This is a genomic window from Proteus sp. CD3 (genome assembly GCF_008808075.1).
In the GTDB taxonomy this organism is placed as follows: domain Bacteria; phylum Pseudomonadota; class Gammaproteobacteria; order Enterobacterales; family Enterobacteriaceae; genus Proteus; species Proteus appendicitidis.
Window position 1 is genome coordinate 421930 of the sequence record NZ_CP019686.1, and the last position, 23415, is coordinate 445344.

Consider the following 23415-nt stretch of genomic DNA (forward strand, 5'->3'; position numbering starts at 1 on the left):
ATTATGGCAATGCGTCTTGGTGATGATTCAGGTGATGATAATGAATTGCATGATATCAATGTGACGCCTTTTATTGATGTCATGTTGGTTCTACTCATTATCTTTATGGTGGCGGCACCTTTAGCTACTGTTGATATAAAAGTAAATTTACCCGCTTCAAGTGCTAAACCACAGCCTCGCCCTGAAAAGCCTGTTTATTTAACGATTAAGTCGGATAAACAAATTTTCATTGGTGAAGAGATGGTCACACATGAAACGATGGCGAGTGTGTTAGATACCATGACACAAGCAAACAAAGAGACAACAATCTTTTTCCAAGCTGATAAAACGGTTGATTATGAAACGTTAATGTCGGCAATGGATTCGCTAAGAAAAGCGGGTTATCTCAAAGTGGGGCTGGTGGGAATGGAAACCGTCTCTACGGGTGGTTAAAATTTAGTAAATACGCTATTTATCTAAGTATTACTACGCTATTTTAAAAGCACTTTATTTGTCGTTGTGAAATGATGAATAAAGTGCTTTTTTATTGTGTAGAAGAAATAGAGTTTATATTTTTACCGTTTTTAATGGTTATCGATATTATTAATAAAATTGAGTTAGAATAAAATTTAACTTTAGTCTTAAATAAGATTAATAATAAGTAGATTAAGTTTATGAATAAACGATTAATTAATTTTATTGAGTAATGACGGGCTGAATCAATTAATGCTAAGTAGATGTCATTACTTGAACTCCTGTAACATTAATATTCATTAACTCTTCATTTTTTTTCATTTTTAGATTTGTTTAGAACGGCTTTTTAAAGTTAAATTTCTCTATAACCTTGTGATTTATAATGTCTTTATGCAAATTTGATTTAAGTGTAAAAAAACTTGCGCAAAAAATCTTATTGGATATAATGCACTCACGTTACAAATTGAAATATTTTGTAACGTGTTATAACGCCTAATTTATTTATTATCTAAGTTATCCGTATTTGGATACTTATTTTTTTATTGCACCAGGTAGACCGTTGTTTTCAGTCATTCCAATTTCGGGTAAGTAGATTTTATTTACTTACTCAAACCACTTCTTATCTTTGATAAGCGGTGAGTAAAATAAAACGTGAAAGGCAGAGAACTACACATAGCATTTTATTATTTTAATAAATTTAGAAGCCATAACATTTCGGTGTTATGGCTTTTTTATTTGGCTTGCTATATCTGCCGTTACTGCCTCTTTTAAGTCGATAGGGTCGGAGTGGGTGTTTTGTTGTGTACCCTTTTGATGCTTATTCCCAGTTTATCTCCCATTATCAACCAAACCTTGCCAGATTAAAAAACACAAACAGTTAACAACGTATTTTTCAATTTTTTAGATTTATGACCACTTCTTTTATCTATTCTTACAAAAAAAAGAAATCGGCTCTATTTGGGCATTATTTATCGATAAATTGTATTTTTTTTATCCACAAAAACAACATGGATTTAACATTAAATTTTATTTACGTTAATTTTGTTATGAATTCGATATGTTATAAAATAACTTAATGAAATTATTGCAACCATTTACTAATTAGTAATTATTAATGATCTTATCTTTTTGATGGCGTCTTATATCAATATGTATTTAATTTTATAACGATTTTATACTAAAGGAACTTCTTATTCCAAAAACGAATATGGTTATAACTTCATGAAAAATGATAAGAAAAAGAGGTTATTATTTGGCTAAAAAATAAACATCTTCATGGTGATAAAAAATGAATAACAAAAGAAGAGTCACTAAATTGGTAATGAAAATAAGCTGAAATTAAATATATTAATGTAATCATTTCTTGTTTATGAAATGCAATTTTTAACATTATTCATGATGTAATATAAAGGTTGATAATATGAAAAAAAGAGTCACTATTATAATTAAAAAATATATTAGAATTTATTTTTAATAATTTTTATTAGAAAATAGAAATAATGAATTATTAATTTTGTATTATTTTAAATATATTGTCTTATAATTTGGTTGTTTTTGTGTTTTTGTAAGTAGTTAATTAATAAGGGTTTAAATTTACCTCTCTCTTGAATTTTTGAGATAATGATAATTGTTTCTATTTACTTTATCATTATTAAATAGAATTTTAATAAATTTAAAATGACGAAATATATAAAAAATAGACATTAAACCTTATATTGCTGAAACGTTTTTACTCACATAAAAGAGTAATTTATTTTTTAATGAATTATCGCTTGATAATGATCAAGTCATTATTGTGTCGGAGTGTTAAAAAGGCGGTGTTTTAAAATTATTCCAATTAAAAATCATCATATCAGGAGAGATATATGGCCTTGGGGAATAATGTTTTTTCCCATCATGGTATTAACCGACGCGATTTTATGAAATTGTGTGCTGCGTTGTCAGCTACCATGGGATTAAGCGGCAAAGCTGCCGCGGAAATGTCAGAAGCAATGGCATCACCTGAACGCCCACCTGTTATCTGGATTGGCGCTCAGGAATGTACTGGGTGTACGGAGTCTTTATTACGAGCAACTCACCCGACTCTAGAAAACCTCGTTCTTGATGTTATCGCACTCGAATATCACGAAGTGCTTTCTGCAGCTTTTGGTGATCAAGCTGAAGAAAATAAACACAATGCGATGGAGAAATACAAAGGTAAGTACGTCCTCGTTGTTGACGGTTCAATCCCAGACAAAGACGGTGGTGTTTACTGTATGGTTGCAGGAAAACCAATTCTTGAGCATATCAAAGAAGCCGCTGAAGGGGCTGCTGCGATTATTGCTATTGGTTCATGTTCTGCATGGGGTGGTGTACCTGCTACTGGGGGCAACCCAACAGGCGCTAAATCACTGGAAGCTATTTTACCGGGTAAAACCGTTATCAATATTCCAGGATGTCCACCAAACCCACATAACTTTTTAGCTACTGTTGCACATATTATTACTTTCAATAAATTGCCTAAGTTAGATAGCAAAAACAGACCGCTTTTTGCTTATGAGCGTTTAATTCACGAAAACTGTGAACGTCGCCCTCATTTTGATGCGGGTCGTTTTGCTAAAGAATTTGGTGATGAAGGTCATCGTCAAGGCTGGTGTTTATACCATTTAGGCTGTAAAGGCCCTGAAACTTACGGTAACTGCCCTACATTAGAATTCTGTGATGTCGGTGGTGGGATCTGGCCTGTCGGTATCGGTCACCCTTGCTATGGTTGTAACGAAGAAGGTATCGGCTTTACTAAAGGTATTTTCCAATTAGCGAACGTTTATCAGCCAACACCAAAAGCACAAGTACCTGATGTTAATGCAAAAGAAGGTGGTGGTGTCTCTTATGGTGCTGCTGGCTTACTGGGTGCTGTCGTGGGTGCAGTTGCGGGTGTCAGTGTGATGGCTGTGCGTCAATTAGGCCGTGACAAGAATGCCACAGGAGCCTCACAGGAGGATAAACGGTGAATAGGCGTCATTTCTTTAAGCTGGCATCAGGTGGGGTTCTCCTTGCGGGAATGGCACCCACTGCGAGTCATGCTGCGGTGCAGAACCGTCCCCCAATTCCTGGGTCTCTCGGTATGCTCTACGACTCTACACTGTGTGTAGGCTGTCAAGCATGTGTCACAAAATGTCAGGAAATTAATCACCCGGAGCCAATGGAGCGTGGTGATACTTACGCTAATGGTGATCCGACTTGGTCAAACAATGACAAATTAAGTCCTTACACAAATAACATTATTCAAATTTGGCGTGATGGTACTGGTGAAAATAAAGACCAACTGGAAAACGGTTACGCCTTTATTAAGAAACAATGTATGCATTGTGTTGATGCAAACTGCGTTTCTGTTTGTCCTGTTTCTGCGTTAACCAAAGATCCAAAAACCGGTATTGTCCATTATCACGCGGATATCTGTACAGGTTGTCGTTACTGTATGGTGGGATGCCCTTATAACATTCCAAAATACGATTATGATGATCCATTTGGTAAGCTCTATAAATGCGAGCTTTGTAACCAAAAAGGGGTTGAGCGTTTAGATAAAGGCTTATTACCAGGCTGTGTTGAAGTTTGTCCTACTGGTGCGGTTATTTTCGGGACACGCGAAGAGTTGCTGGAAGAAGCAAAACGTCGTTTAGCGAAAAAAGCGGGTGAAGAATATCATTACCCACGTCAAACCATTAGTGGTGGCGACACTTATCTGCATAAAATTCCTGAATATCAAGATCATATCTATGGTGAGTTTGAAGGTGGCGGTACGCAAGTCATGGTACTTTCTGCTGTTCCTTTCAGCAATTTAGGTATGCCAGAAGTGGCACCATTATCAACGGGCGCACGCTCTGAACATATTCAACATACGCTGTACAAAGGCATGGTATTACCAATAGCAGCCCTTGCAGGGATCACCTATTTGGTTAACCGTAATAGTAAAAAACAAGAGCAGGAACACCACAAGGAGGATAACGATGTCGAGTCATGATCCTCGTCCACTTGGCGGTAAGTTATTTACTCTCGCAGTAAGAGTATTTTTGCCGCTTGCTGTGCTCGGTTTTATTCTTATTGGTAAGCGTTTGGTATTGGGTCTGGGCGATGTCTCTGATTTGAATGGGGGATATCCTTGGGGGATTTGGATTGCCTTTGACTTATTGATAGGAACAGGCTTTGCATGTGGCGGTTGGGCGCTTGCATGGGCTGTTTATGTCTTTAATAAAGGGGAGTTTCACCCGTTAGTACGCCCTGCATTGTTAGCGAGCTTGTTCGGCTATTCATTAGGTGGTTTATCTATCGCCATTGATATCGGTCGTTATTGGAACATGCCTCACTTCTTTATGCCGCAATACTTTAACGTTAACTCAGTGTTGTTTGAAACAGCGACCTGTATGACCATCTATATTATGGTGATGGCATTAGAATTCTTACCGGCGTTATTAGAACGTTTAGGTTGGAAAGTGTCGTTGAAGCGTCTTAATAAAGCGATGTTCTTTATTATTGGTCTTGGGGCTTTACTGCCAACCATGCACCAATCTTCAATGGGATCGTTAATGATTTCAGCAGGTTGGAAAGTACATCCACTGTGGCAATCTTATGAGATGTTACCGCTGTTTTCTCTGTTAACGGCCTTTCTCCTTGGTTTCACTATCGTCATTTTTGAAGGTTCGCTGTTAAAGGCAAGCCGCACCATGAACGATGATGAAACACCGCTATTTACCAAATTAACCAAAGTGATTGAAGTGTTACTGATTGCTTTCTTGGTATGTCGCTGGGGCGAAGTTATTTGGAACGGTAAACTGAGTTATATCGGAAATGGGGATATGTTCTCGTGGTTATTCATTGCTGAAAGTGCATTATTGTTACTTCCTCTTATTTTGATGCATTTAAATAATAACCGCCGTAGTCCAAAAATGTTGTTTGTCTGTGCTGTATTTATCCTAATTGGCGCAGCAATGTGGCGTATGAACTACTCTTTAGTTGCTTACAATCCAGGCAATGGTTACCACTATTTCCCAACAGCAAGTGAATTGCTGATTTCTGTTGGTTTCGTTGCATTTGAAGTAACAGCTTACATTCTTATTATCCGTTTACTGCCGGTTTTACCAGCACAAACAGACTCAAATATACAATTAAAAAAGGCTGAGGTTAAATCATGAGCCAACGCATTACTATTGATCCTATTACCCGTATTGAAGGGCATTTACGCGTCGATTGTGAAATTGATAACGGAAAAGTTGTTAAGGCTTGGTCTTCCGGTACCATGTGGCGCGGAATGGAGGAGATCCTAAAAGGAAGCGATCCTCGTGATGCATGGATTATCGTACAACGTATTTGTGGTGTTTGTACGACAGTTCACGCCATTGCCTCAGTACGTGCAGTTGAAGATGCCTTAGGGATGGATATTCCTGTCAATGCGCAATATATCCGTAACATTATTCTGGCTTCTCACATTCTTCATGACCATATCGTTCACTTCTATCAGCTTTCTGCGATGGACTGGGTTGATATTACTTCAGCATTACAAGCTGATCCTGAAAAAGCGTCAGCAATGCTGAAAGGTGTTTCTCAGTGGCAATTAAACTCTGCTGAAGAGTTCAGAAAAGTTCAGAAGAAAATTCAAGGTCTAGTGGACAGCGGTCAGTTAGGTATTTTCGCTAACGGCTACTGGGGTCACTCAGCAATGAAATTACCGCCAGAAGTTAACCTGATTGCGGTTGCTCACTATCTGCAAGCACTTGAATGTCAGCGTGATGCAAACCGTATCGTAGCGGTTCTGGGTGGTAAAACTCCGCACATTCAAAACTTGGCAGTGGGTGGGGTTGCTAACCCAATTAACCTTGATGCACCAAGTGTTCTTAACTTAGAACGTCTAATGTATGTGAAGCACTTTATCGATAATCTTGGCGATTTTATTGAACAAGTTTATAAAGTCGATACTGCAATTTTTGCTGCTTATTACCCAGAGTGGCTAAAAATTGGTAAAGGTGCGAACTACTATTTATCTGTACCTGAATTACCTATTAACGGTAATAACACTGAGTTTTTATTATCTGGTGGTTATATGGAAGGCGTTGATTTCTCAACGTATCGTCCAATTAAAGACTGGAAAGATGAAAACCTGAAAGACGGTATCGAAGAAAGTGGTAAGCATGCTTGGTATGAAGATGATGAACCATTAAAACCGTGGGAAGGTTTGACTCGTCCTAAATATACCGGTTGGGATGAGAACGAAAAATACTCATGGGTTAAATCACCGACATTCTATGGCAAACCTGTCGAAGTGGGTACATTAGCATGGTTAGTATGCGGTTTAGCAGGTAAGCATGAAGGGACTGTTAAACACTACAACGAAATCAATGGTATCTATACTAAATTAACAGGTGAAACACTGGTTAATGAGCAGTTAGAGTCAACTTGGGGACGTATTATTGGACGTACTGTTCATGCGTGCGTGTTACAAGATTCTCTAAACTTCTTGTGGCAATCATTGGTTGATAATATTGGTCGTGGCGATACTGCTGCCTTTATTAAACCAGAGTTTGAACCCGGTAAAGAGTATCGTGGTGTAGGTTTTGAAGAAGCCTCTCGCGGTATGTTATCTCACTGGATCGTATTTAAAGACGGTAAAATCACTAACTATCAAGCGGTTGTTCCATCAACATGGAATGCGGGTCCTCGTAACTTTAATGATGAACCGGGTCCTTATGAGTTATCACTTGTTGGTACACCTGTTGCTGATCCGAAAAAACCATTAGAAGTGGTAAGAACAATCCACTCCTTTGACCCATGTATGGCGTGTGCTGTGCATATGGTTGATTTAACAGGTAAAGAACTAAGTAAGGTGAAGGTATTATAATGCGAACTCTCGTCTTAGGTATTGGTAATTTATTACTAAGCGATGAAGGCATTGGTGTTCGTATAGTAGAAGCGCTCGAAGAGCGCTTCTCTTTACCAGAGAACGTCGATGTTATTGATGGTGGCACATCTGGCATGGAAATTTTGCAAGATATCGCCGCCAGAGATCTCCTGATTGTTGCCGATGCGGTAAGAAGTAATCATGAACCGGGCAGTATTTTTGTCTTACATGATGATGATGTTCCCGCGCTTTTTACACAGAAAATCTCGCCTCATCAATTAGGCTTATCTGATGTGCTTATGGCATTGCGTATGACAGATGAATTTCCACGTAAGCTTATTTTAGTGGGTATTGAACCTGCTTCATTAGAGCCAAGCATGTCACTGTCTGACATTGGTCAAAAATCAATGGAAATTGCGTTAGAACATGTCGTCAATATTTTGCGTGAATATGGTATTCCTGTCACACCCAAAGAGGTAACAGCATGAGTGAAATAAGCTGGGATATCGAAGGATACGATGAACCGCCTGTTGAGCAACTTGAAGCGCGTTTTAGTGAAATTGCTGAAAAAGAGATGAAAGGGCTTCCTTTTTATCGAGAAGGTATTCCTGTAAAAGCAGGGGGCTTTACCTTATTTGAAAATCAGTGGATTGGCGCTGTTCTTACTCCGTGGATGCTAGAGCTAGTCGTTTTTCCGGGACCTTCACAAGAATGGCCACATCGAAAAGTCGGTGAGCGCATTGGATTAGAATTACCTTGTGGTCAGATTAAATTCGTTGTGGGGGAGCTTGCTGGTGATATGCAATATCTCGCGTGTTCATTAATGTCGCCACTTGATAGACACCTTTCAGGGGAACATGCTGTTGAGTTGGTGGAAAATAGTGTAAAAATGGCACTTTCTCTTCCTGTTCAGACACAATCCGTAGCAGAAGTTGATTTAAGTCGTCGTTCTCTCTTCCGTGGTCAGTTAAGATCATAGTGTAGAAATTTTACGCGACACAGAGTCACATTCTTCTTATTGAATAGTACAGGAGTCAGAATATGTGTAGCACTTGCGGTTGTGGCGAAGGCAATGTCAGAATTGAAGGCGTAGAGCCTCATTCACATGATCACCACCATCATCACTCTCATGACCATGATCATCACGACCACGGTCATCATCATGATCACGGCCATCATGGGCATGATCACCATCATGAACACAATGCTACTCCAGCGAATACTGTTCATAAATATATTGATAAGTCTGAGCAAAAGCATAAGCATAACTACGAAACACATGGTCAGCCTATCATCGTTCATCATCACTATTACCATAACAGTGGCGATGTTCATCTCCATTTTCATAACGATGCACAGCTAAACGAAACACCTGTTTTCCATGAACACCATCATGGGCATGACGATCATCATGAACATTCACACAATCATGACCATGCTCACAGTCACGATCATGCTGATGATCATAGCCATGAACATTCACATCATCATTCTCACAGCCACGATCATGATCACGCACATGATCATGAACATGATCACGAAGAGCAATTTAGCCCTGTAATTGAAAATCAGAATATGCATTATGGTCAAGGTGAAGCAGGTACACATGCTCCCGGTATTAGCCAAAAGCGTATGCTGAAAATTGAAATGGATGTGTTGGATAAAAATAACCGTATTGCTGTTCATAACCGTGAACATTTTGAACAACAAAATGTGTTGGCATTGAATTTAGTTTCAAGCCCCGGCTCTGGTAAAACGACACTATTAACTCAAACATTAAAACAGTTAGCACAACGTGTGTCTTGCGCTGTGATCGAAGGCGATCAGCAAACCACTAATGACGCGGATCGTATCCGTGAAACAGGCGTGCCAGCTATCCAAGTGAATACAGGTAAAGGTTGTCACCTTGATGCACAAATGGTGCATGATGCGACACATCAATTAGGCTTACAAGATAACAGCATTCTCTTTATTGAAAACGTGGGTAACTTAGTTTGCCCTGCCAGTTTTGATCTGGGTGAGAAACATAAAGTTGCTATTCTTTCTGTCACTGAAGGTGAAGATAAACCGCTGAAATATCCGCATATGTTTGCTGCGGCTGATTTAATGATTATCAACAAAATTGATTTAGTGCCACATCTGAATATTGACGTTCAAGCCTGTATTGAATCGGCTCGCCGTGTTAACCCAAATATCGAAATCATTGCGTTATCAGCAACAACGGGTGAAGGCATGGAAGAGTGGTTAGCTTGGTTGGAGAGCCGTTTATGTGCTTAGGTGTGCCAGCTAAGATTGTTGAGGTGGGCGAAGACGTCCACCAACTCGCTTATGCCGAAGTCAGTGGCGTCAAACGTGCTGTTAATATTTCGATGGTATGTGAAGGCGAACCTAGTGAATTATTAGGCAAATGGGTACTTATTCATGTGGGATTTGCCATGAGTATTCTTGATGAGCAAGAAGCACAAGATACCCTTGATGCATTACAGCATGTGTATGGTGTAACCCTCGAAGAGGCTGATGATGCAGTACGTTGATGAATTTCGTGATCCCGAACTTGCGAAAGCCTTACTAGTTCAAATCCGTGAAACAATTTCACAATGGCCTCATCCAATTAAACGTCCATTACAAATTATGGAAGTGTGTGGTGGGCATACACATGCCATTTTTAAATTTGGTCTAGACCGCTTACTACCAGAAGAAATTGAATTTGTTCATGGACCCGGTTGTCCTGTTTGTGTATTGCCGATGGGGCGAATTGATGCATGTTTAGAAATCGCAGCCCGTCCAGATGTGATTTTCTGTACTTTTGGTGATGCAATGCGAGTACCGGGTCGTAATGGCTCCATGCTTGATGCGCGTCGTCGTGGCAGTGATATTCGTATTGTCTATTCCCCGCTCGACTCACTCAAAATTGCCCAAGATAACCCAGATAAACAAGTTGTCTTCTTTGGTTTAGGTTTTGAAACAACGATGCCAAGTACGGCAATGACGCTACAACAAGCGAAATTGCGCGGGCTTAAAAACTTCTCTCTGTTTTGTCAGCATATTACTATCGTGCCGACGTTGCGTTGTTTACTAGAACAAGAGGATGTTCGCATTGACGGCTTTATTGCTCCGGGGCATGTGAGTATGGTGATTGGCTGTACGCCATATCAACCGCTATGTGATGAATTTGAAAAGCCTTTTGTGGTGACAGGATTTGAACCATTAGACTTATTGCAAGCTATACTGATGGTCATTAAACAACTTAAAGCAAAAGCAGAAAATGCAGATTATGTTTTAAGTATTGAAAATCAATATAGTCGCATTGTACCGAATGAAGGTAATAAGTTGGCTCAAAAAGCACTTAGCGAAGTGTTTATGTTAAAAGAAACCAGCGAATGGCGTGGATTGGGTGAAATCCCAATGTCAGGTATTCAATTAACACCTGCTTATTCTGAGTTTGATGCTGAACGACGTTTTACTCCCGCACCGCAGAAAGTGGCAGATAATCCGCAATCTCGCTGTGGCGATGTATTAACAGGACGATGCAAACCTTCCGATTGCCCACTTTTTGGTAAAAGTTGTACACCAGAAACGGCATTGGGTGCCTTGATGGTATCATCTGAAGGTGCATGTGCGGCTTATTATCAGTATCGCCGTGAAGGTAATATATGAAACAACCTGATGAAATCACCTTAGCCCAAGGAAATGGTGGGCAAGGTATGCAACAACTTATCGAAGGACTGTTTTTAAAAGCGTTCGATAATCCATTATTAAATGAAAAAGAAGACCAAGCGCGGATCGCGTTAAATGAATTAACCACGCTTGGTGATCGTCTTGCATTTAGTACAGATAGCTATGTTATCGATCCGATAATCTTTCCTGGTGGAAATATTGGTAAATTATCGGTCTGCGGTACGGCTAACGATCTTTCTGTTGGTGGTGCGGTTCCTCGTTACCTTTCATGTGGTTTTATTCTTGAAGAAGGGCTTCCCTTTGAAACCCTCGAAACCCTTGTTATGGCGATGGCGAAAGCAGCAGCACAAGCAGGAATACAAATTGTTACGGGGGATACAAAAGTGGTTCCTCGTGGTGCTGCGGATAAGATCTTTATCAATACTGCGGGTATTGGGGTTATTCCAACGACAATTAATTGGGCGGCAAGTAATATCAAAGCTGGCGATAAGATCTTAGTGAGCGGCACGATTGGCGATCACGGTGCAACAATCCTGAATCTGCGTGAAAATTTAGGATTAGAAGCCGATCTGCAAAGTGATTGTGCTGTTCTGGAGCCAATGATTGCGCCTTTACGTCAACTTAAAGGTATTCGAGCATTACGTGATGCAACACGAGGCGGAGTGACAGCAATTTTACATGAATTTGCTCAAGCCAGTGGTTGCGGTATGAATGTGCATGAAAGTAAATTACCTATGAAACAATCTGTTCGTGGCGTTTGTGAATTATTAGGGCTTGAAGCGCTGAATTTCGCTAACGAAGGAAAAATTGTTTTAGTGGTATCACCAGAAGCAGAAGCCCAAGTGCTTGAAGCTCTACATCAACATGATTTAGGGAAAGACGCTTGTACGATTGGTGAAGTCACAACCGATAACTATATTCGTTTAACGGGTATTTTTGGTACTAGCCGTATTCTTGACCTACCTTATAACGAGCCATTACCTCGTATCTGCTAAGTTTTTATCTTCCACTTACTAATCAAAAAATAAAGCGATTGATAAGTGGAAGACGTTACCCAGTTGTTACAAAAAAATTGTTATAACGCAAATTTCTCTCATTTATCTGAATACTGACTCTTTGATAAAAAAATTATCGGAGTAACATGTTCGCCTCATCCTACTGCGTGGAGAGTGTCTCTCGTAGAGGTAAGCTCTAGGAAAAAACATGTCTTGGTCAGAATTTAAATCTCAATACCTGATCCGTTTTTGGAAGCCTCTTCCAGCAGTCATTGCGGCAGGTATTTTATCAACTTACTATTTTGGTTTAACGGGTACTTTTTGGGCTGTCACTGGTGAGTTTACTCGCTGGGGTGGTCACGTTATGCAATGGTTTGGCGCTCACCCTGAAGAATGGGGTTACTTTAAAATTATCGGTCTTGAAGGTACGCCATTAACGCGTATTGATGGTGTGATGATTATCGGGATGTTTGGCGGTTGTATTATGGCAGCTCTTTGGGCCAACAACGTCAAACTTCGTCATCCTCAACATAAAATTCGTATTCTTCAAGCTGTTCTAGGTGGGATCATCGCAGGTTTTGGTGCTCGTCTAGCAATGGGTTGTAACCTTGCTGCCTTCTTTACGGGTATTCCTCAGTTCTCTTTACATGCATGGTTCTTTGCCGTTGCAACGGCAATCGGTTCTTACTTTGGTGCCAAGTTATCATTGATGCCTCTGTTCCGTATTCCAGTAAAACTGCAAAAAGTCAGCCAAGCTTCACCTATTACTCAAGATAAACAACGTGCGAAACGTCGCTTTAGATTGGGAATGGTTATCTTTTTTGCCATGATTGCGTGGTCTTTAATTATTCTGTTTGATTCACCAAAACTGGGCTTCGCCATGCTAGGCGGTATTGGTTTTGGTATTTTAATTGAACGTGCGCAAATCTGTTTTACTTCTGCTTTCCGTGACTTATGGATAACAGGCAGAACCCATATGGCAAAAGCGATTATCATCGGTATGGCGGTGAGTGCCATTGGGATCTTTAGCTATGTCCAATTAGGTGCATCACCTAAAATTATGTGGGCGGGACCTAATGCGGTTGTGGGTGGTTTATTGTTTGGTTTTGGTATTGTGCTTGCGGGCGGTTGTGAAACCGGCTGGATGTATCGCGCTGTTGAAGGGCAAATTCATTTTTGGTGGGTAGGATTAGGTAATGTCATTGGTTCGACGTTACTCGCTTATTACTGGGATGATTTTTCAGCCATCTTAGCGACCGATTATGACAAAATTAATTTACTTGATACTTTTGGACCAGTAGGTGGATTAGGTGTGACATATCTGATGTTGGGTCTGTCATTTGTGTTGCTGCTTTGGTGGGAGAAACATTTCTTTCGTAAAAAAGCACAACAAGCACACTCTATTTCAACCCAGATTAATAAGGAAATCGCATGAGCCAGAAAGACACCATTATTCCTGATTATCGTCTAGATATGGTCGGTGAACCTTGTCCTTACCCTGCGGTGGCAACGCTTGAAGCTATGCCATCACTGAAAAAAGGCGAGATTTTAGAAGTGGTCAGTGATTGCCCTCAATCAATCAACAATATTCCACTTGATGCTAAAAACTACGGTTATACCGTGTTAGATATTCAACAAGATGGTCCGACTATTCGTTATTTAATTCAAAAATAATCTTTATTTTTCATTAAATAAAAAACAGCCTATACATGAGAATGATAGGCTGTTTTCTTGAATAACATTATTACTCTGCTTCGCCACCTAAGACTTCGGTGACGCGTTCAATTAAAGCGCTGAGTTCACCGGTCATTAAAATAAAGTCGGCATCAAAACGTTGGGCAAAATCGGCTTTATCGATATCATCATTTTGCTCACGTAAAGTTTCACTAAATTTAATGCGTTTGATAGAACCGTCATCACAAAGCATAAATTGCAGGCGATCTTCCCAATCTACAGAGAGTTTGGTAACAAATTTACCCGCTTCTATATGTGTCGCAATTTCATCAGAAACTAATTCTTGTTTCTTACAACGAATCACGCCACCTTCATCTAGTACCGCTTTTAGTTCTGCTTCATCCATCAAGGTAAAACCAGCAGGGAGTTCTCCAGAGCGTACCCACTCCGTCATTTTTAATTCAACGGATTCATTAAAGTTCAAAGGAACAACCGGTAACGAACCTAAGGTTTTACGTAATAATGCTAGATTGTCTTCGGCACGTTTTGCGCTGCCTGAATCAACAATAACGAGTTGTTTTTCTAAATCGAGCCAAATAAACGTTTGTGAAAATTTACTAAAAGCCCGAGGAAGCAAAGTATGCACAACTTCATCTTTTAGAGTCGCTTTCTCTGTTTTTTTCAGTTTGCGCCCTTGTTCACCTTCAAGCTTTTCAACTTTATCTTGTAAGGCATTTTTAATTACAGTGGCAGGTAGGATTTTGTCTTCTTTTCGGGCGCAGATCATCACTTGCTTGCCAGCAACATGGATAAGCGCTTCACCGCGATCACCCATTGGCGAAACCCAACCTGTTTTGGTCATATCTTGGCTGCTACAAGGTGTGAATGCCAATGAAGCAAGCTGTTGTTCTAACTCATCCATTGACAGCGCTATCTCTTTATTTAAGCGATAGACCAAAATATTTTTAAACCACAGCATCTGACATTCCCCTTAATCATTATTTACCGCAATATGATACTGAATGTTTAGGGTATCTAAAAGGTAATATCCCTTAAAAGAAAATCTATATGGTGTTATTGAATAAAAAGATAAAAAAAGCTGAAACGAATAATTAGTAAATCTACTCTATGATAATGCGTGTTATTCTTATTTAAATTAAATTGATTAAGAATATTGATAATGAAATAACATGATTTTTAGCACAAGTCATTATGTGACAATAATCACAAGATTTTATTTTCACACTGTTTTTTGTTTACAAACTGAAATCACTTTCAGATTTATCCCTGCATTAATTTACAAAACAAAAATATTCTTGACGCTCTATTGTGATTATTATCACAAAATAAGGAAAATGTAGGGGTGGGTTTTTCACACTTAACGAAGTGATTAAGATCACAAATATTGATCTTTTTTTTTCAAATATTGTTAAAAGAGCACAATTGGGCTTTTTATATTAACCATTGTAATAGTTTAGATTTTATAATGTTTCATTGGGTTTTGTTGTTACTTGTACGTATTGATTAGATATTGTGATTGAATAGCATTCTTGTGCTCCTCTTTTTAATATTTACAGATAATTATTCTTTTTATGATGGCGTGTTACTCGTTACCACTAGTTAAATTGTATTTAAATTCGACTTTGCCTTTATTTAAATAAGAAATAAATATAAAGATAAAAAATTATTAATTAGGAATAACAATATTTAAATCTTTAGTGTTATTTATTTAGTGGTTAAAATTAATACTTCCTTTTAAATATATTAAATAGGGGGATAAATTTTTTATTAGCAAAAAAAAGAGTCTTATAAAGAAATGAAATATAAAAGAAAAATCTAAAAATGCTATTTTTTAAAAGTTGATTAAGTTCAAAAAACACGTATCTTTACCTTTAATTGTGATACCTATCACTTGGGCATGTAACCATGAAAATGCACATTGGTGTAATTGTGGGCTACATCACGAAAGCAGGGCTTTTTTTTGAGTAACATGCCTTCGAAAACTCAACAACCTATTTCTTTTCCTAACAGAAATAAAAGCAATGCCCTTATTTAAATATAATGAGGATATTATTTTTGTGTCTTATTGGTGATTACGTCTGTGTCAAGGAAATTAAAACCTTTAAGAAGATTTTGTAGAGTCATAATTAGTAGCTATAAAAATTATCAATTGTGAGAGCGATTTTCTTTTTCGAAATTCGTGGCAGAGATCTTTTGTCTGAATCTCAGGTCAACTATATACGGCGGTATTATTTTTGACCTTAAAGAAAGTCATAAAACTATAGAAAATAGATGGGTATTTTAATCATGAAAAGCTTGAAGCCTCTAGCAGCACTGGTTGGTTTGTTGGTTCTTTCTGGATCGGCAAACGCGGTAAACGTGTATAACGATAAAGGTACACGTTTTGATGTAAATGGTCAGTTCCGTTTAAAAACACAAGTGACTAGCCAAAATCACGAAATGAAAATGACGGATGATGGTAGCCGTATCGGTTTCTTTGGCTCGCATGAACTGACTAACGATATCAAAGTATTTGGTAAATTAGAGTGGGGTTCAGACACTCAAAAAACAAACAGTGACAACCCTAAATCAAACTTTGAAATGTACAACCGTGTGGGTTATGTCGGTTTCTCTCACCGTGATTATGGTCAAATCCAGTTTGGTCGTACTTATATTCCAATCGACTGGGTGAAAAAATCAAGCTACGGCTATGGTAACACTGGTGTGTTCTACTTTAGCGATGTATTAGGTCGCTCAGTAGGTTATTCTGGTGGTGAAACTAGTGTTAATGGTAAATATGTAAATACCAACGGTGTCGGTAAAAATAACTTTATGACCCGTTTACCACAAACTATTTTCTTAGAAACTAACCGTTACGAAGGCTTTAAATTAGCTGGTACTGTAACCGGTAAAACAGGTGATGATGGTCGTCGTGTTGCTGGTGATATCACTCGTGCTTACTCATTAGTTGGTTTCTATAAATCAACTTTCGGCTTAGAGTTTGATGCGGGTTATTCAGCAGCTAAAGGTGAAGCAAACAATACTGGACCAAATAAAGATAAAACACCTGAAAACAGTATTTTAGCTTTTGGTGCTGAATACTTCTTCCCAGGTCGTGAATTCTCTATCGGTTTAGACTATGGTCAATCTCGTGGTAAAAACCCAGGTTTAGCGCTGTATTCAGACCAAGCTCCTCGTGGCTGGAACTCTGTTAAAGGCGACTGGAAAGCAGATTTATATGGTGTTGGTGTGAAATGGCACTGGGATCGTATCGAAAGTGGTATGTATGCGGGTTACTACCTGCGTGATGGCGATGCCAATACATTCAACTACAAAAAAGAAACCTATACTATGGGTGTAGATAAACGTTTTGCTGTATCTAAATACAACAACTTACGTTTATTCGCTGAAGTTGCATATGATGATGCACGTAGCGAAAACCCGAAATATGAAGATAAAAAACAATATATCTTCGAAACTGGTATGCGTCTGTACTTCTAGTCCTGACAAAAGCATTACCGTTTGATAGAAGTAACCAAAGGAGAGCGATTTCGCTCTCCTGTTAACCAATATATAAGGGGTGTGTAATGGTTAAGAATGTGTTGAAAATTTCAACATTAGCAATGTTTGTCGCATTCAACGTGAATGCTGCGACAGTCGATCTTCGTATTATGGAGACGTCTGATGTTCACAGTAACTTAATCGACTTTGACTACTTCAAAGACAAACCAACAGAACAGTTTGGTTATGTCCGTACTGCTAATTTAATTAAAGCAGCAAAAGCTGAAGCAACCAATGCGATTTTAGTTGATAACGGCGACTTGATCCAAGGTAGCCCGCTGGCTGACTATCAAGCAGCTAAAGGCTTAGAAAAAGGCGAATCTCATCCAGCTCACCAGCTGATGAACACCATGGGCTACACAGTAGGTAACTTTGGTAACCATGAATTTAACTATGGTTTAGATTACCTGAAAAAAGCCATTGCCGGTGCTAAATTCCCTTACATCAACGCCAACGTGATGGATGCGAAAACAGGCAAAAACTATTTCACACCTTATATCATTGTTGATACACCAGTAAAAGATCGTGATGGTAAAGAACACACTATCAAGATTGGTTATATCGGCTTCGTTCCACCACAGATCTTAATCTGGGATAAAGCCAATCTGGATGGTAAGGTCGTTGTAAACGATATTACAGAAACAGCGAAAAAATTCGTCCCTCAAATGAAAAAAGAGGGTGCTGACCTAATTGTGGCTATTCCTCACTCTGGTTTTGCGTCAGAGCCGTACAAAGCAATGGCTGAAAACTCTGTTTATTATTTAAGTGAAGTTGAAGGCATCAATGCAATTATGTTTGGTCACGCTCATGGCGTATTCCCAAGCAAAGAATTTGAAGGCATTAAAGGTGTTGATGTTGCTAAAGGTACTGTAAATGGCGTTCCTGCTGTTATGCCTGGCCAATGGGGTGATCACTTAGGTGTCGTTGATATGGTTATCAACAACGACAGCGGTAAATGGGTGATGACACAAGCAACAGGTGAAGCGCGTCCTATCTTTGATAAAGCAAACAAAAAAGCATTAGTTGAACGTGATGCTGAGTTAGCGCAAATCATCGAAAAAGCACACCAAGGTACTCGTGATTTCGTGGGTAAACACATTGGTAAAGCTTCTGCCAACATGTACAGCTTCTTAGCATTAGTACAAAGCGATCCAACTGTACAAATCGTGAATGATGCACAAGTTGATTACACCAAACACTTTATTCAAGGTGATCCGAACTTAGACGGTTTGCCAGTATTAGGTGCAGCTGCGCCATTTAAAGCGGGTGGTCGTAAAAATGCACCAGCAGACTTCGTCGAAGTTGAAAAAGGTGACTTAACATTCCGTAACGCGGCAGACTTATATCTGTATCCAAACACATTAGTGGTTGTTAAAGCGACCGGTGCTGATGTTGTTGAGTGGTTAGAATGTTCAGCAGGTATGTGGAACCAAGTTGATCCTAACTCAACTAAACCACAAGAACTGATCAACTGGGATGGTTTCCGTACTTATAACTTCGACACTATTAGTGGTGTGAACTATAAAGTTGACTTAACTCAACCAGCTAAATATGACGTTGATTGCCAAGTCGTTAATAAAGATGCGAACCGTATCAAAGAAGTGACTTATGAAGGCAAACCAATCGATCCTAAAGCAACATTCCTGATCGCAACCAATAACTATCGTGGATACGGCGGTAAGTTTGCAGGTACTGGTGAAGCCAATATTGCGTTTGCATCTCCAGATGAAAACCGTGCAATCTTAGCTTCTTACATTGCTAAACAAACGAAAGAAAAAGGCGAAGTTGCAACTAAAGCTGCTAACAACTGGTCATTCTTACCTATTAAGACTGACAAAGCATTAGATGTACGTTTTGAAACTTCTCCAAGTGAAAAAGCGGCTGCATTTATTAAAGATTTCTCTCAATATCCAATGACCTTTGTGGAAAATGATGAAATCGGTTTTGCAATTTACAAAATTGATTTAACTGAGAAGAAATAAGCTATTAAGCCTGCCCATTCAGGGCAGGTTTTTCTTACCTTTTTGAACCAAGAGAGTAAAACTTATTGCTCTTTAAGGGGATTTTATGCGCTTTATGAAGCTATTACCTGCAGCTTTTGCTTTAGTGCTAGCAGGATGTGCAACGCAAGCACCTGAAATTACAGAACCATTAAAACCTCAAGCTAAATTAGTTGAAGGCGTATCTTGTATTTTGCCTGATGCGCCAACAGCACCTTACGACTACATTGCTTCTAATGATCGCTATGGTCAAAATAGCACAGCATCGACAGATTACTTTAAGTTAGCGATTAACTACTCACCGGCTTTTTGTGATTATAAAAGTAATAACATTAAACGTTTAAATAACGATAATGAAAAAGATCGTGCAAAACGTGAGTACGATAAATTTGAAATCCAGTGTTTCTCTGATAACAAATTTGGCTGGATAGTTCATGGGCTGTGGGCTGAAACCTGTGATGGTAAATCATGGGAAGAGTGCCGTGATTGGAAAGACATACGCAAGCATCCTCGTCTATGTAAAGGCGATTTACCACCTTTAGAATACTCTGCTATCAAACCTTATCTGTGTGATTCTCCGGGTATCGACTTACTGCAAGGTGAGTGGGAAAAACATGGTGTGTGTGCTTTTGATACACCAGATGCATTCTTTGGTAAACAAAAAGAGTTGTATGAAGCGTTAGTATTACCAGAAGGCCGTCCTTCAAACAGTGCATTGATTAAGTTCTTAAAAGAACACAATCCATCACTGAAGGATAAAGAAATTCAAATTAATCGAGATGAATTCTATATCTGTTATAGCAAAGATTTCGAAGTAATTGATTGTCCGAAACGTGAATTTTGATCTTAGGGATAAATTTTAAATGAACCATAAATATAAACTCGTTGCACTAGCGGTAAGCTCTGTCTTATTAGCGGGTTGTGCAAAGAACTACGACGAAGCTAATGTTGTTGATGTGCGTGTTATCGCAATGAACGACTTCCACGGTGCGCTAAAAGCGCCAGGTCCAAACAAACCTGGTGGCATCGAGCATATGGCAACATTAATCAAAGAAATGAAGAAAGATAACCCGAACAACATCGTTGTTGCCGCGGGTGACATGGTCGGTGCAAGCCCTCTGTTATCTTCAATGTTCCATGATGAGCCTTCTATCGAAGCATTATCATTAGCAGGCTTAGAAGCAACTTCTGTGGGTAACCACGAATTTGATAAAGGCATGGGCGAGTTACTGCGTAAGCAAAACGGTGGCTGCCACCCAGTGACAGGTTGCCAAGGTCCAACTGAATTTAAAGGGGCTGATTTCCAATACTTATCAGCAAACGTAACTGTTAATGAAACAGGCAAAACGTTATTCCCTGAATATGTTATCAAAGAATTTAACGGTATCCCTGTTGCCTTTATTGGTGTCACTTTAGAAGGTACTGCTGCAATCGTAACGCCTAAAGGTACTGAAGGTTTAAGCTTCCATAACGAAGCAAAAACCATCAATGCATTAGTGCCTCAGTTAAAAGCACAAGGTGTTCAAGCGATTGGTGTATTAATTCACGAAGGTGCTGCACAACGTCGTGACGGTGGTCCTGTGAATATCAACGCATGTAATGGTATTACGGGTAAAGTTCTGGGTGTTGTTGAGCAATTAGATCCAGCGATTGATTTCGTTGTAACAGGTCACACTCACCAAGCTTACAACTGTACAATTAACGGACGTTCAGTGACATCAGCACAATCAAATGGTGCAATGTTAACGCGTATCGACCTGAAATTAGACAAAACAACAAAAGATGTTGTTGATGTTGAAGCACGTAATATTTGGGTTGATAACCGCAAATATGAAAAAGATCCAGCCGTTACCAAACTGTTAGAAGCTTACGAAAAAATCGCAACTCCATTAGCTAACCGCATTATCGGTAAGTTAGAAGGTAATTTAACTAAGCAAACTAACGACGCGGGTGAGTCTGCACTGGGTCAAGTGATTGCTGATGCGCATTTATACACTGCAAAACCAAAAGATATGGGTGGCGCACAAATCGCATTTATGAACAGCGGTGGTATTCGTGCTGATATGACAGGTGGCGACGTTTCTTATAACGCAATCTACACTGTACAGCCATTCTCTAACGTACTGTTAACTCAAACATTAACCGGTGAGCAAATCAAACGCCTGTTAGAGCAACAATGGGATCGTTCACGTCCACAAGTGTTAGCGATTTCAGGTAACTTCCAGTACACATGGGATAGCAAAGCATCTAATGGTAACCGTGTTATCGTTGAATCAATGAAAATTGATGGCAAACCAGTAGATATGAAAGCGAATTACCGTGTTGTGGCTAACGAATACTTAGCAACGGGTGGTAGTAACTTCTCTGTACTGAAAGAAGGTAAAGATCCAGTTTACAGCGTGCCAGATGTTGATGCAGTCGTGAAATACTTTGCTGAGCAATCTCCTGTTGCTCAACCAAAAGCGAATAACATCACACGTAAATAACGTATTTTCATACGCCTTGTGAAAATCGCACCTCTTACGGGAGGTGCGTAAATAAATAAAGAGAGCAAAGTGTTGAACACAAAGGGTCCATCCCTACCTTTGTATTCATTACGCACTTTGCTCTTTTTTTATATTTTTTATTCGCCAATGTGCGGGAATAAACATAAGAGTCAACGCCTTTACAAGGAGTAATTTGTGGTGTATTGTGTATTTTTGCGACAAAAGATTGCATTTTGTCGTCATTATAAAGATCTAAACTTATAACATTTTAATGTTATCAAGTTCTAAAGTTATAACTGCCGTGAGGCTTGGAGTGTAAGTAATGGCTATTTCCGTAAGATTAGATGAAGACTTTGTGTCTGATGCTAAAATTCATGCGGAAGCGAAAAGCAGAAGTGTTCCTAAACAAATTGAACACTGGGCTAAAATAGGGCGTATAGCTGAAGATAACCCTGATCTGCCATATAGCTTTATCGAAGAATTGTTACTGGCACAGGCGGAAGTCGAAAACAAAAAGGTTTCTCGATATGTCCGAACCACAAAAAGAGATTGATGTTTATCAGTCAGCTCGATTTGAAAAGGCAATGAAAAAGTTGCCTGAATCAGATGTGAAAATTATTGAAGATGAAATTGATCAAATAATTGATAATCCATTGATTGGTGAACAGAAAAAAGGCGATCTTGCTTATCTCAGAGTACACAAATTTAGGCTTAATGAGCTGACTGTACTACTCGGCTATTCATGGGTCGCCAACAAAGTTGAACTGTATTTACTGCATATCAGTTCCCATGAAAATTTCTATGATGCTCAGAAAAAACAGCGAAAGGCTGATCTGAAACTGATTAAGTAATAAAAGAGTGGTGGCATAAGGTCACCACTCTTTTTTATGGATATGTAATAAAAAAAAGCCCACAGTGGCTGTGGGCAAGGAATGAAAGTAAAGAAAGAGGGTATTACTTATTGCTAGGGTCTTTTGTCAGATGTCTGTTCTAACTCTTATTTGAAGATTTTAAAGCGTGCATCATCTTCCATATAATTCTTTTCGCCAGCCTCTTGTTCAATTGAACCAAAGACCATTTGCGCTCTTAATTTCCATGTTTTTGGCAGATCCCAAGTTGCATGAACTTCGTCATCAATAATTGGGTTGTAGTGTTGTAATGAAGCACCTACGTTCTCTGCTGCTAATGCAGTCCAAACAGAAAGTTGTGCCATACCACTTGCTTGCTCTGACCATACAGGGAAGTTATCCGCATACAGTGGGAATTGCTCTTGAAGACCTTTTACGATATCGGTGTCTTCAAAATACAGAATTGAACCTGCGCCTGCTGCAAAGCTATCAATTTTAGCTTCAGTTGCACTAAACGCTTCTGCGGGGACTAATTTTTTCAGGGTATTTTTCACGATACCCCATAGTTTTTGGTGTTGTTCACCAAACAGAACCACAACGCGAGATGTTTGTGAGTTAAATGCTGTAGGGCTTTCTTTAACCGCTTCTTTGATAACTGCAGTGACTCTGTCTTCGCTAATTGGAAGTTGATTACCTAAATGATAAATTGTTCTACGTTTTTTCATTAAATCAGTAAATGCGTTAGACATGATTGTCTCCTTGATAAATTTAAGCGCTTAAAGCGTGTCTTAGCTTGGGCTAATCTATGGATATACTATAGGGCTTAGTCGTGATTTATTGATATATAAAAAA

The 23415-nt window shown here is 39.1% G+C and carries 21 protein-coding genes; 19 read left to right on the plus strand and 2 right to left on the minus strand.

The genetic code is table 11. The features are described 5' to 3' along the window. The first annotated feature begins 3 nt into the window (after positions 1–3). The 13 genes from exbD (at position 4) to yedF (ending at position 13668) form a co-directional block, all read left to right on the plus strand. A complete protein-coding gene (gene exbD / locus BTA34_RS01860) occupies positions 4–432 on the plus strand; it encodes a TonB system transport protein ExbD (RefSeq protein ID WP_099074169.1) in 429 nt (142 codons plus the stop codon). Positions 433–2318: 1886 nt separating this feature from the next. Next, entirely contained in the window at positions 2319–3443 is a 1125-nt protein-coding gene (gene hybO, locus BTA34_RS01865; RefSeq protein ID WP_075674248.1) for a hydrogenase 2 small subunit, read from the plus strand. Then, on the plus strand, positions 3440–4453 hold the full coding sequence (hybA, locus tag BTA34_RS01870) for a hydrogenase 2 operon protein HybA (RefSeq protein ID WP_151434274.1): 1014 nt from the start codon (positions 3440–3442) through the stop codon (positions 4451–4453). Before hybO ends, hybA begins: the two co-directional genes overlap by 4 nt. Further along, positions 4440–5621 carry a Ni/Fe-hydrogenase cytochrome b subunit gene (gene hybB / locus BTA34_RS01875; RefSeq protein WP_151434275.1) on the plus strand — a complete coding sequence of 394 codons (1182 nt, stop codon included), beginning with the start codon at positions 4440–4442 and terminating at the stop codon, positions 5619–5621. Before hybA ends, hybB begins: the two co-directional genes overlap by 14 nt. Further along, positions 5618–7321: a hydrogenase 2 large subunit gene (gene hybC, locus BTA34_RS01880; RefSeq protein WP_064718974.1), complete on the plus strand. Its 1704-nt coding sequence runs from the start codon at positions 5618–5620 to the stop codon at positions 7319–7321. Before hybB ends, hybC begins: the two co-directional genes overlap by 4 nt. Continuing rightward, entirely contained in the window at positions 7321–7809 is a 489-nt protein-coding gene (locus BTA34_RS01885; RefSeq protein ID WP_023580916.1) for a HyaD/HybD family hydrogenase maturation endopeptidase, read from the plus strand. The genes hybC and BTA34_RS01885 overlap by 1 nt, the downstream gene beginning before the upstream one ends. After that, positions 7806–8300 carry a hydrogenase-2 assembly chaperone gene (gene hybE, locus BTA34_RS01890; RefSeq protein ID WP_151434276.1) on the plus strand — a complete coding sequence of 165 codons (495 nt, stop codon included), beginning with the start codon at positions 7806–7808 and terminating at the stop codon, positions 8298–8300. Before BTA34_RS01885 ends, hybE begins: the two co-directional genes overlap by 4 nt. 62 nt (positions 8301–8362) lie before the next feature. Then, positions 8363–9598 (plus strand): hydrogenase nickel incorporation protein HypB, encoded by a 1236-nt coding sequence (gene hypB / locus BTA34_RS01895; RefSeq protein ID WP_151434277.1) that lies wholly within the window; start codon positions 8363–8365, stop codon positions 9596–9598. Further along, the gene (gene hybG, locus BTA34_RS01900; protein ID WP_006535180.1) at positions 9589–9855 is read left to right on the plus strand and encodes a hydrogenase maturation factor HybG; all 267 of its coding nucleotides are present in this window, start codon (positions 9589–9591) and stop codon (positions 9853–9855) included. The genes hypB and hybG overlap by 10 nt, the downstream gene beginning before the upstream one ends. Continuing rightward, positions 9842–10978, plus strand: a complete 1137-nt coding sequence (hypD, locus tag BTA34_RS01905) for a hydrogenase formation protein HypD (RefSeq protein WP_151436717.1) — start codon at positions 9842–9844, stop codon at positions 10976–10978. Before hybG ends, hypD begins: the two co-directional genes overlap by 14 nt. Beyond that, positions 10975–11994, plus strand: coding sequence for a hydrogenase expression/formation protein HypE (gene hypE, locus BTA34_RS01910; RefSeq protein WP_151434278.1), 1020 nt, complete (start codon positions 10975–10977; stop codon positions 11992–11994). The genes hypD and hypE overlap by 4 nt, the downstream gene beginning before the upstream one ends. 208 nt (positions 11995–12202) lie before the next feature. Beyond that, on the plus strand, positions 12203–13429 hold the full coding sequence (gene yedE, locus BTA34_RS01915) for a selenium metabolism membrane protein YedE/FdhT (protein ID WP_151434279.1): 1227 nt from the start codon (positions 12203–12205) through the stop codon (positions 13427–13429). Further along, entirely contained in the window at positions 13426–13668 is a 243-nt protein-coding gene (gene yedF, locus BTA34_RS01920) for a sulfurtransferase-like selenium metabolism protein YedF (RefSeq protein ID WP_006535172.1), read from the plus strand. Before yedE ends, yedF begins: the two co-directional genes overlap by 4 nt. Positions 13669–13738: 70 nt before the next feature. Here yedF and rdgC read toward each other — a convergent pair whose 3' ends face one another. Beyond that, positions 13739–14647, minus strand: a complete 909-nt coding sequence (rdgC, locus tag BTA34_RS01925; protein WP_151434280.1) for a recombination-associated protein RdgC — start codon at positions 14645–14647, stop codon at positions 13739–13741. Between the two features lie 1328 nt (positions 14648–15975). Here rdgC and BTA34_RS01930 point away from each other — a divergent pair. From BTA34_RS01930 to BTA34_RS01955, 6 genes are all read left to right on the plus strand, one after another. Continuing rightward, positions 15976–17169 (plus strand): porin, encoded by a 1194-nt coding sequence (locus BTA34_RS01930; RefSeq protein ID WP_265576151.1) that lies wholly within the window; start codon positions 15976–15978, stop codon positions 17167–17169. Between the two features lie 86 nt (positions 17170–17255). Further along, positions 17256–19211 (plus strand): bifunctional 2',3'-cyclic-nucleotide 2'-phosphodiesterase/3'-nucleotidase, encoded by a 1956-nt coding sequence (locus BTA34_RS01935; protein ID WP_151434282.1) that lies wholly within the window; start codon positions 17256–17258, stop codon positions 19209–19211. Positions 19212–19296: 85 nt separating this feature from the next. Continuing rightward, the gene (locus tag BTA34_RS01940) at positions 19297–20073 is read left to right on the plus strand and encodes a ribonuclease T2 family protein (RefSeq protein WP_069368615.1); all 777 of its coding nucleotides are present in this window, start codon (positions 19297–19299) and stop codon (positions 20071–20073) included. Positions 20074–20092: 19 nt separating this feature from the next. Further along, on the plus strand, positions 20093–21715 hold the full coding sequence (locus tag BTA34_RS01945; RefSeq protein ID WP_151434283.1) for a bifunctional metallophosphatase/5'-nucleotidase: 1623 nt from the start codon (positions 20093–20095) through the stop codon (positions 21713–21715). Positions 21716–22037: 322 nt separating this feature from the next. Continuing rightward, positions 22038–22268, plus strand: a complete 231-nt coding sequence (locus tag BTA34_RS01950; RefSeq protein ID WP_004245167.1) for a ParD-like family protein — start codon at positions 22038–22040, stop codon at positions 22266–22268. After that, positions 22243–22566 (plus strand): type II toxin-antitoxin system RelE/ParE family toxin, encoded by a 324-nt coding sequence (locus BTA34_RS01955; RefSeq protein ID WP_151434284.1) that lies wholly within the window; start codon positions 22243–22245, stop codon positions 22564–22566. Before BTA34_RS01950 ends, BTA34_RS01955 begins: the two co-directional genes overlap by 26 nt. 146 nt (positions 22567–22712) lie before the next feature. Here BTA34_RS01955 and BTA34_RS01960 read toward each other — a convergent pair whose 3' ends face one another. Further along, entirely contained in the window at positions 22713–23312 is a 600-nt protein-coding gene (locus BTA34_RS01960; protein ID WP_151434285.1) for a nitroreductase family protein, read from the minus strand. Positions 23313–23415 lie beyond the last annotated feature (103 nt).

Bases quoted from the DNA above. Each gene is read 5' to 3' on its own strand.
- exbD (WP_099074169.1), top strand. From the start codon at position 4: ATGGCAATGCGTCTTGGTGATGATTCAGGTGATGATAATGAATTGCAT.
- hybO (WP_075674248.1), top strand. From the start codon at position 2,319: ATGGCCTTGGGGAATAATGTTTTTTCCCATCATGGTATTAACCGACGC.
- hybB (WP_151434275.1), top strand. From the start codon at position 4,440: ATGTCGAGTCATGATCCTCGTCCACTTGGCGGTAAGTTATTTACTCTC.
- hybC (WP_064718974.1), top strand. From the start codon at position 5,618: ATGAGCCAACGCATTACTATTGATCCTATTACCCGTATTGAAGGGCAT.
- BTA34_RS01885 (WP_023580916.1), top strand. From the start codon at position 7,321: ATGCGAACTCTCGTCTTAGGTATTGGTAATTTATTACTAAGCGATGAA.
- hybE (WP_151434276.1), top strand. From the start codon at position 7,806: ATGAGTGAAATAAGCTGGGATATCGAAGGATACGATGAACCGCCTGTT.
- hypB (WP_151434277.1), top strand. From the start codon at position 8,363: ATGTGTAGCACTTGCGGTTGTGGCGAAGGCAATGTCAGAATTGAAGGC.
- hybG (WP_006535180.1), top strand. From the start codon at position 9,589: ATGTGCTTAGGTGTGCCAGCTAAGATTGTTGAGGTGGGCGAAGACGTC.
- hypD (WP_151436717.1), top strand. From the start codon at position 9,842: ATGCAGTACGTTGATGAATTTCGTGATCCCGAACTTGCGAAAGCCTTA.
- hypE (WP_151434278.1), top strand. From the start codon at position 10,975: ATGAAACAACCTGATGAAATCACCTTAGCCCAAGGAAATGGTGGGCAA.
- yedE (WP_151434279.1), top strand. From the start codon at position 12,203: ATGTCTTGGTCAGAATTTAAATCTCAATACCTGATCCGTTTTTGGAAG.
- yedF (WP_006535172.1), top strand. From the start codon at position 13,426: ATGAGCCAGAAAGACACCATTATTCCTGATTATCGTCTAGATATGGTC.
- rdgC (WP_151434280.1), bottom strand. From the start codon at position 14,647: ATGCTGTGGTTTAAAAATATTTTGGTCTATCGCTTAAATAAAGAGATA.
- BTA34_RS01930 (WP_265576151.1), top strand. From the start codon at position 15,976: ATGAAAAGCTTGAAGCCTCTAGCAGCACTGGTTGGTTTGTTGGTTCTT.
- BTA34_RS01935 (WP_151434282.1), top strand. From the start codon at position 17,256: ATGGTTAAGAATGTGTTGAAAATTTCAACATTAGCAATGTTTGTCGCA.
- BTA34_RS01940 (WP_069368615.1), top strand. From the start codon at position 19,297: ATGCGCTTTATGAAGCTATTACCTGCAGCTTTTGCTTTAGTGCTAGCA.
- BTA34_RS01945 (WP_151434283.1), top strand. From the start codon at position 20,093: ATGAACCATAAATATAAACTCGTTGCACTAGCGGTAAGCTCTGTCTTA.
- BTA34_RS01950 (WP_004245167.1), top strand. From the start codon at position 22,038: ATGGCTATTTCCGTAAGATTAGATGAAGACTTTGTGTCTGATGCTAAA.
- BTA34_RS01955 (WP_151434284.1), top strand. From the start codon at position 22,243: ATGTCCGAACCACAAAAAGAGATTGATGTTTATCAGTCAGCTCGATTT.
- BTA34_RS01960 (WP_151434285.1), bottom strand. From the start codon at position 23,312: ATGTCTAACGCATTTACTGATTTAATGAAAAAACGTAGAACAATTTAT.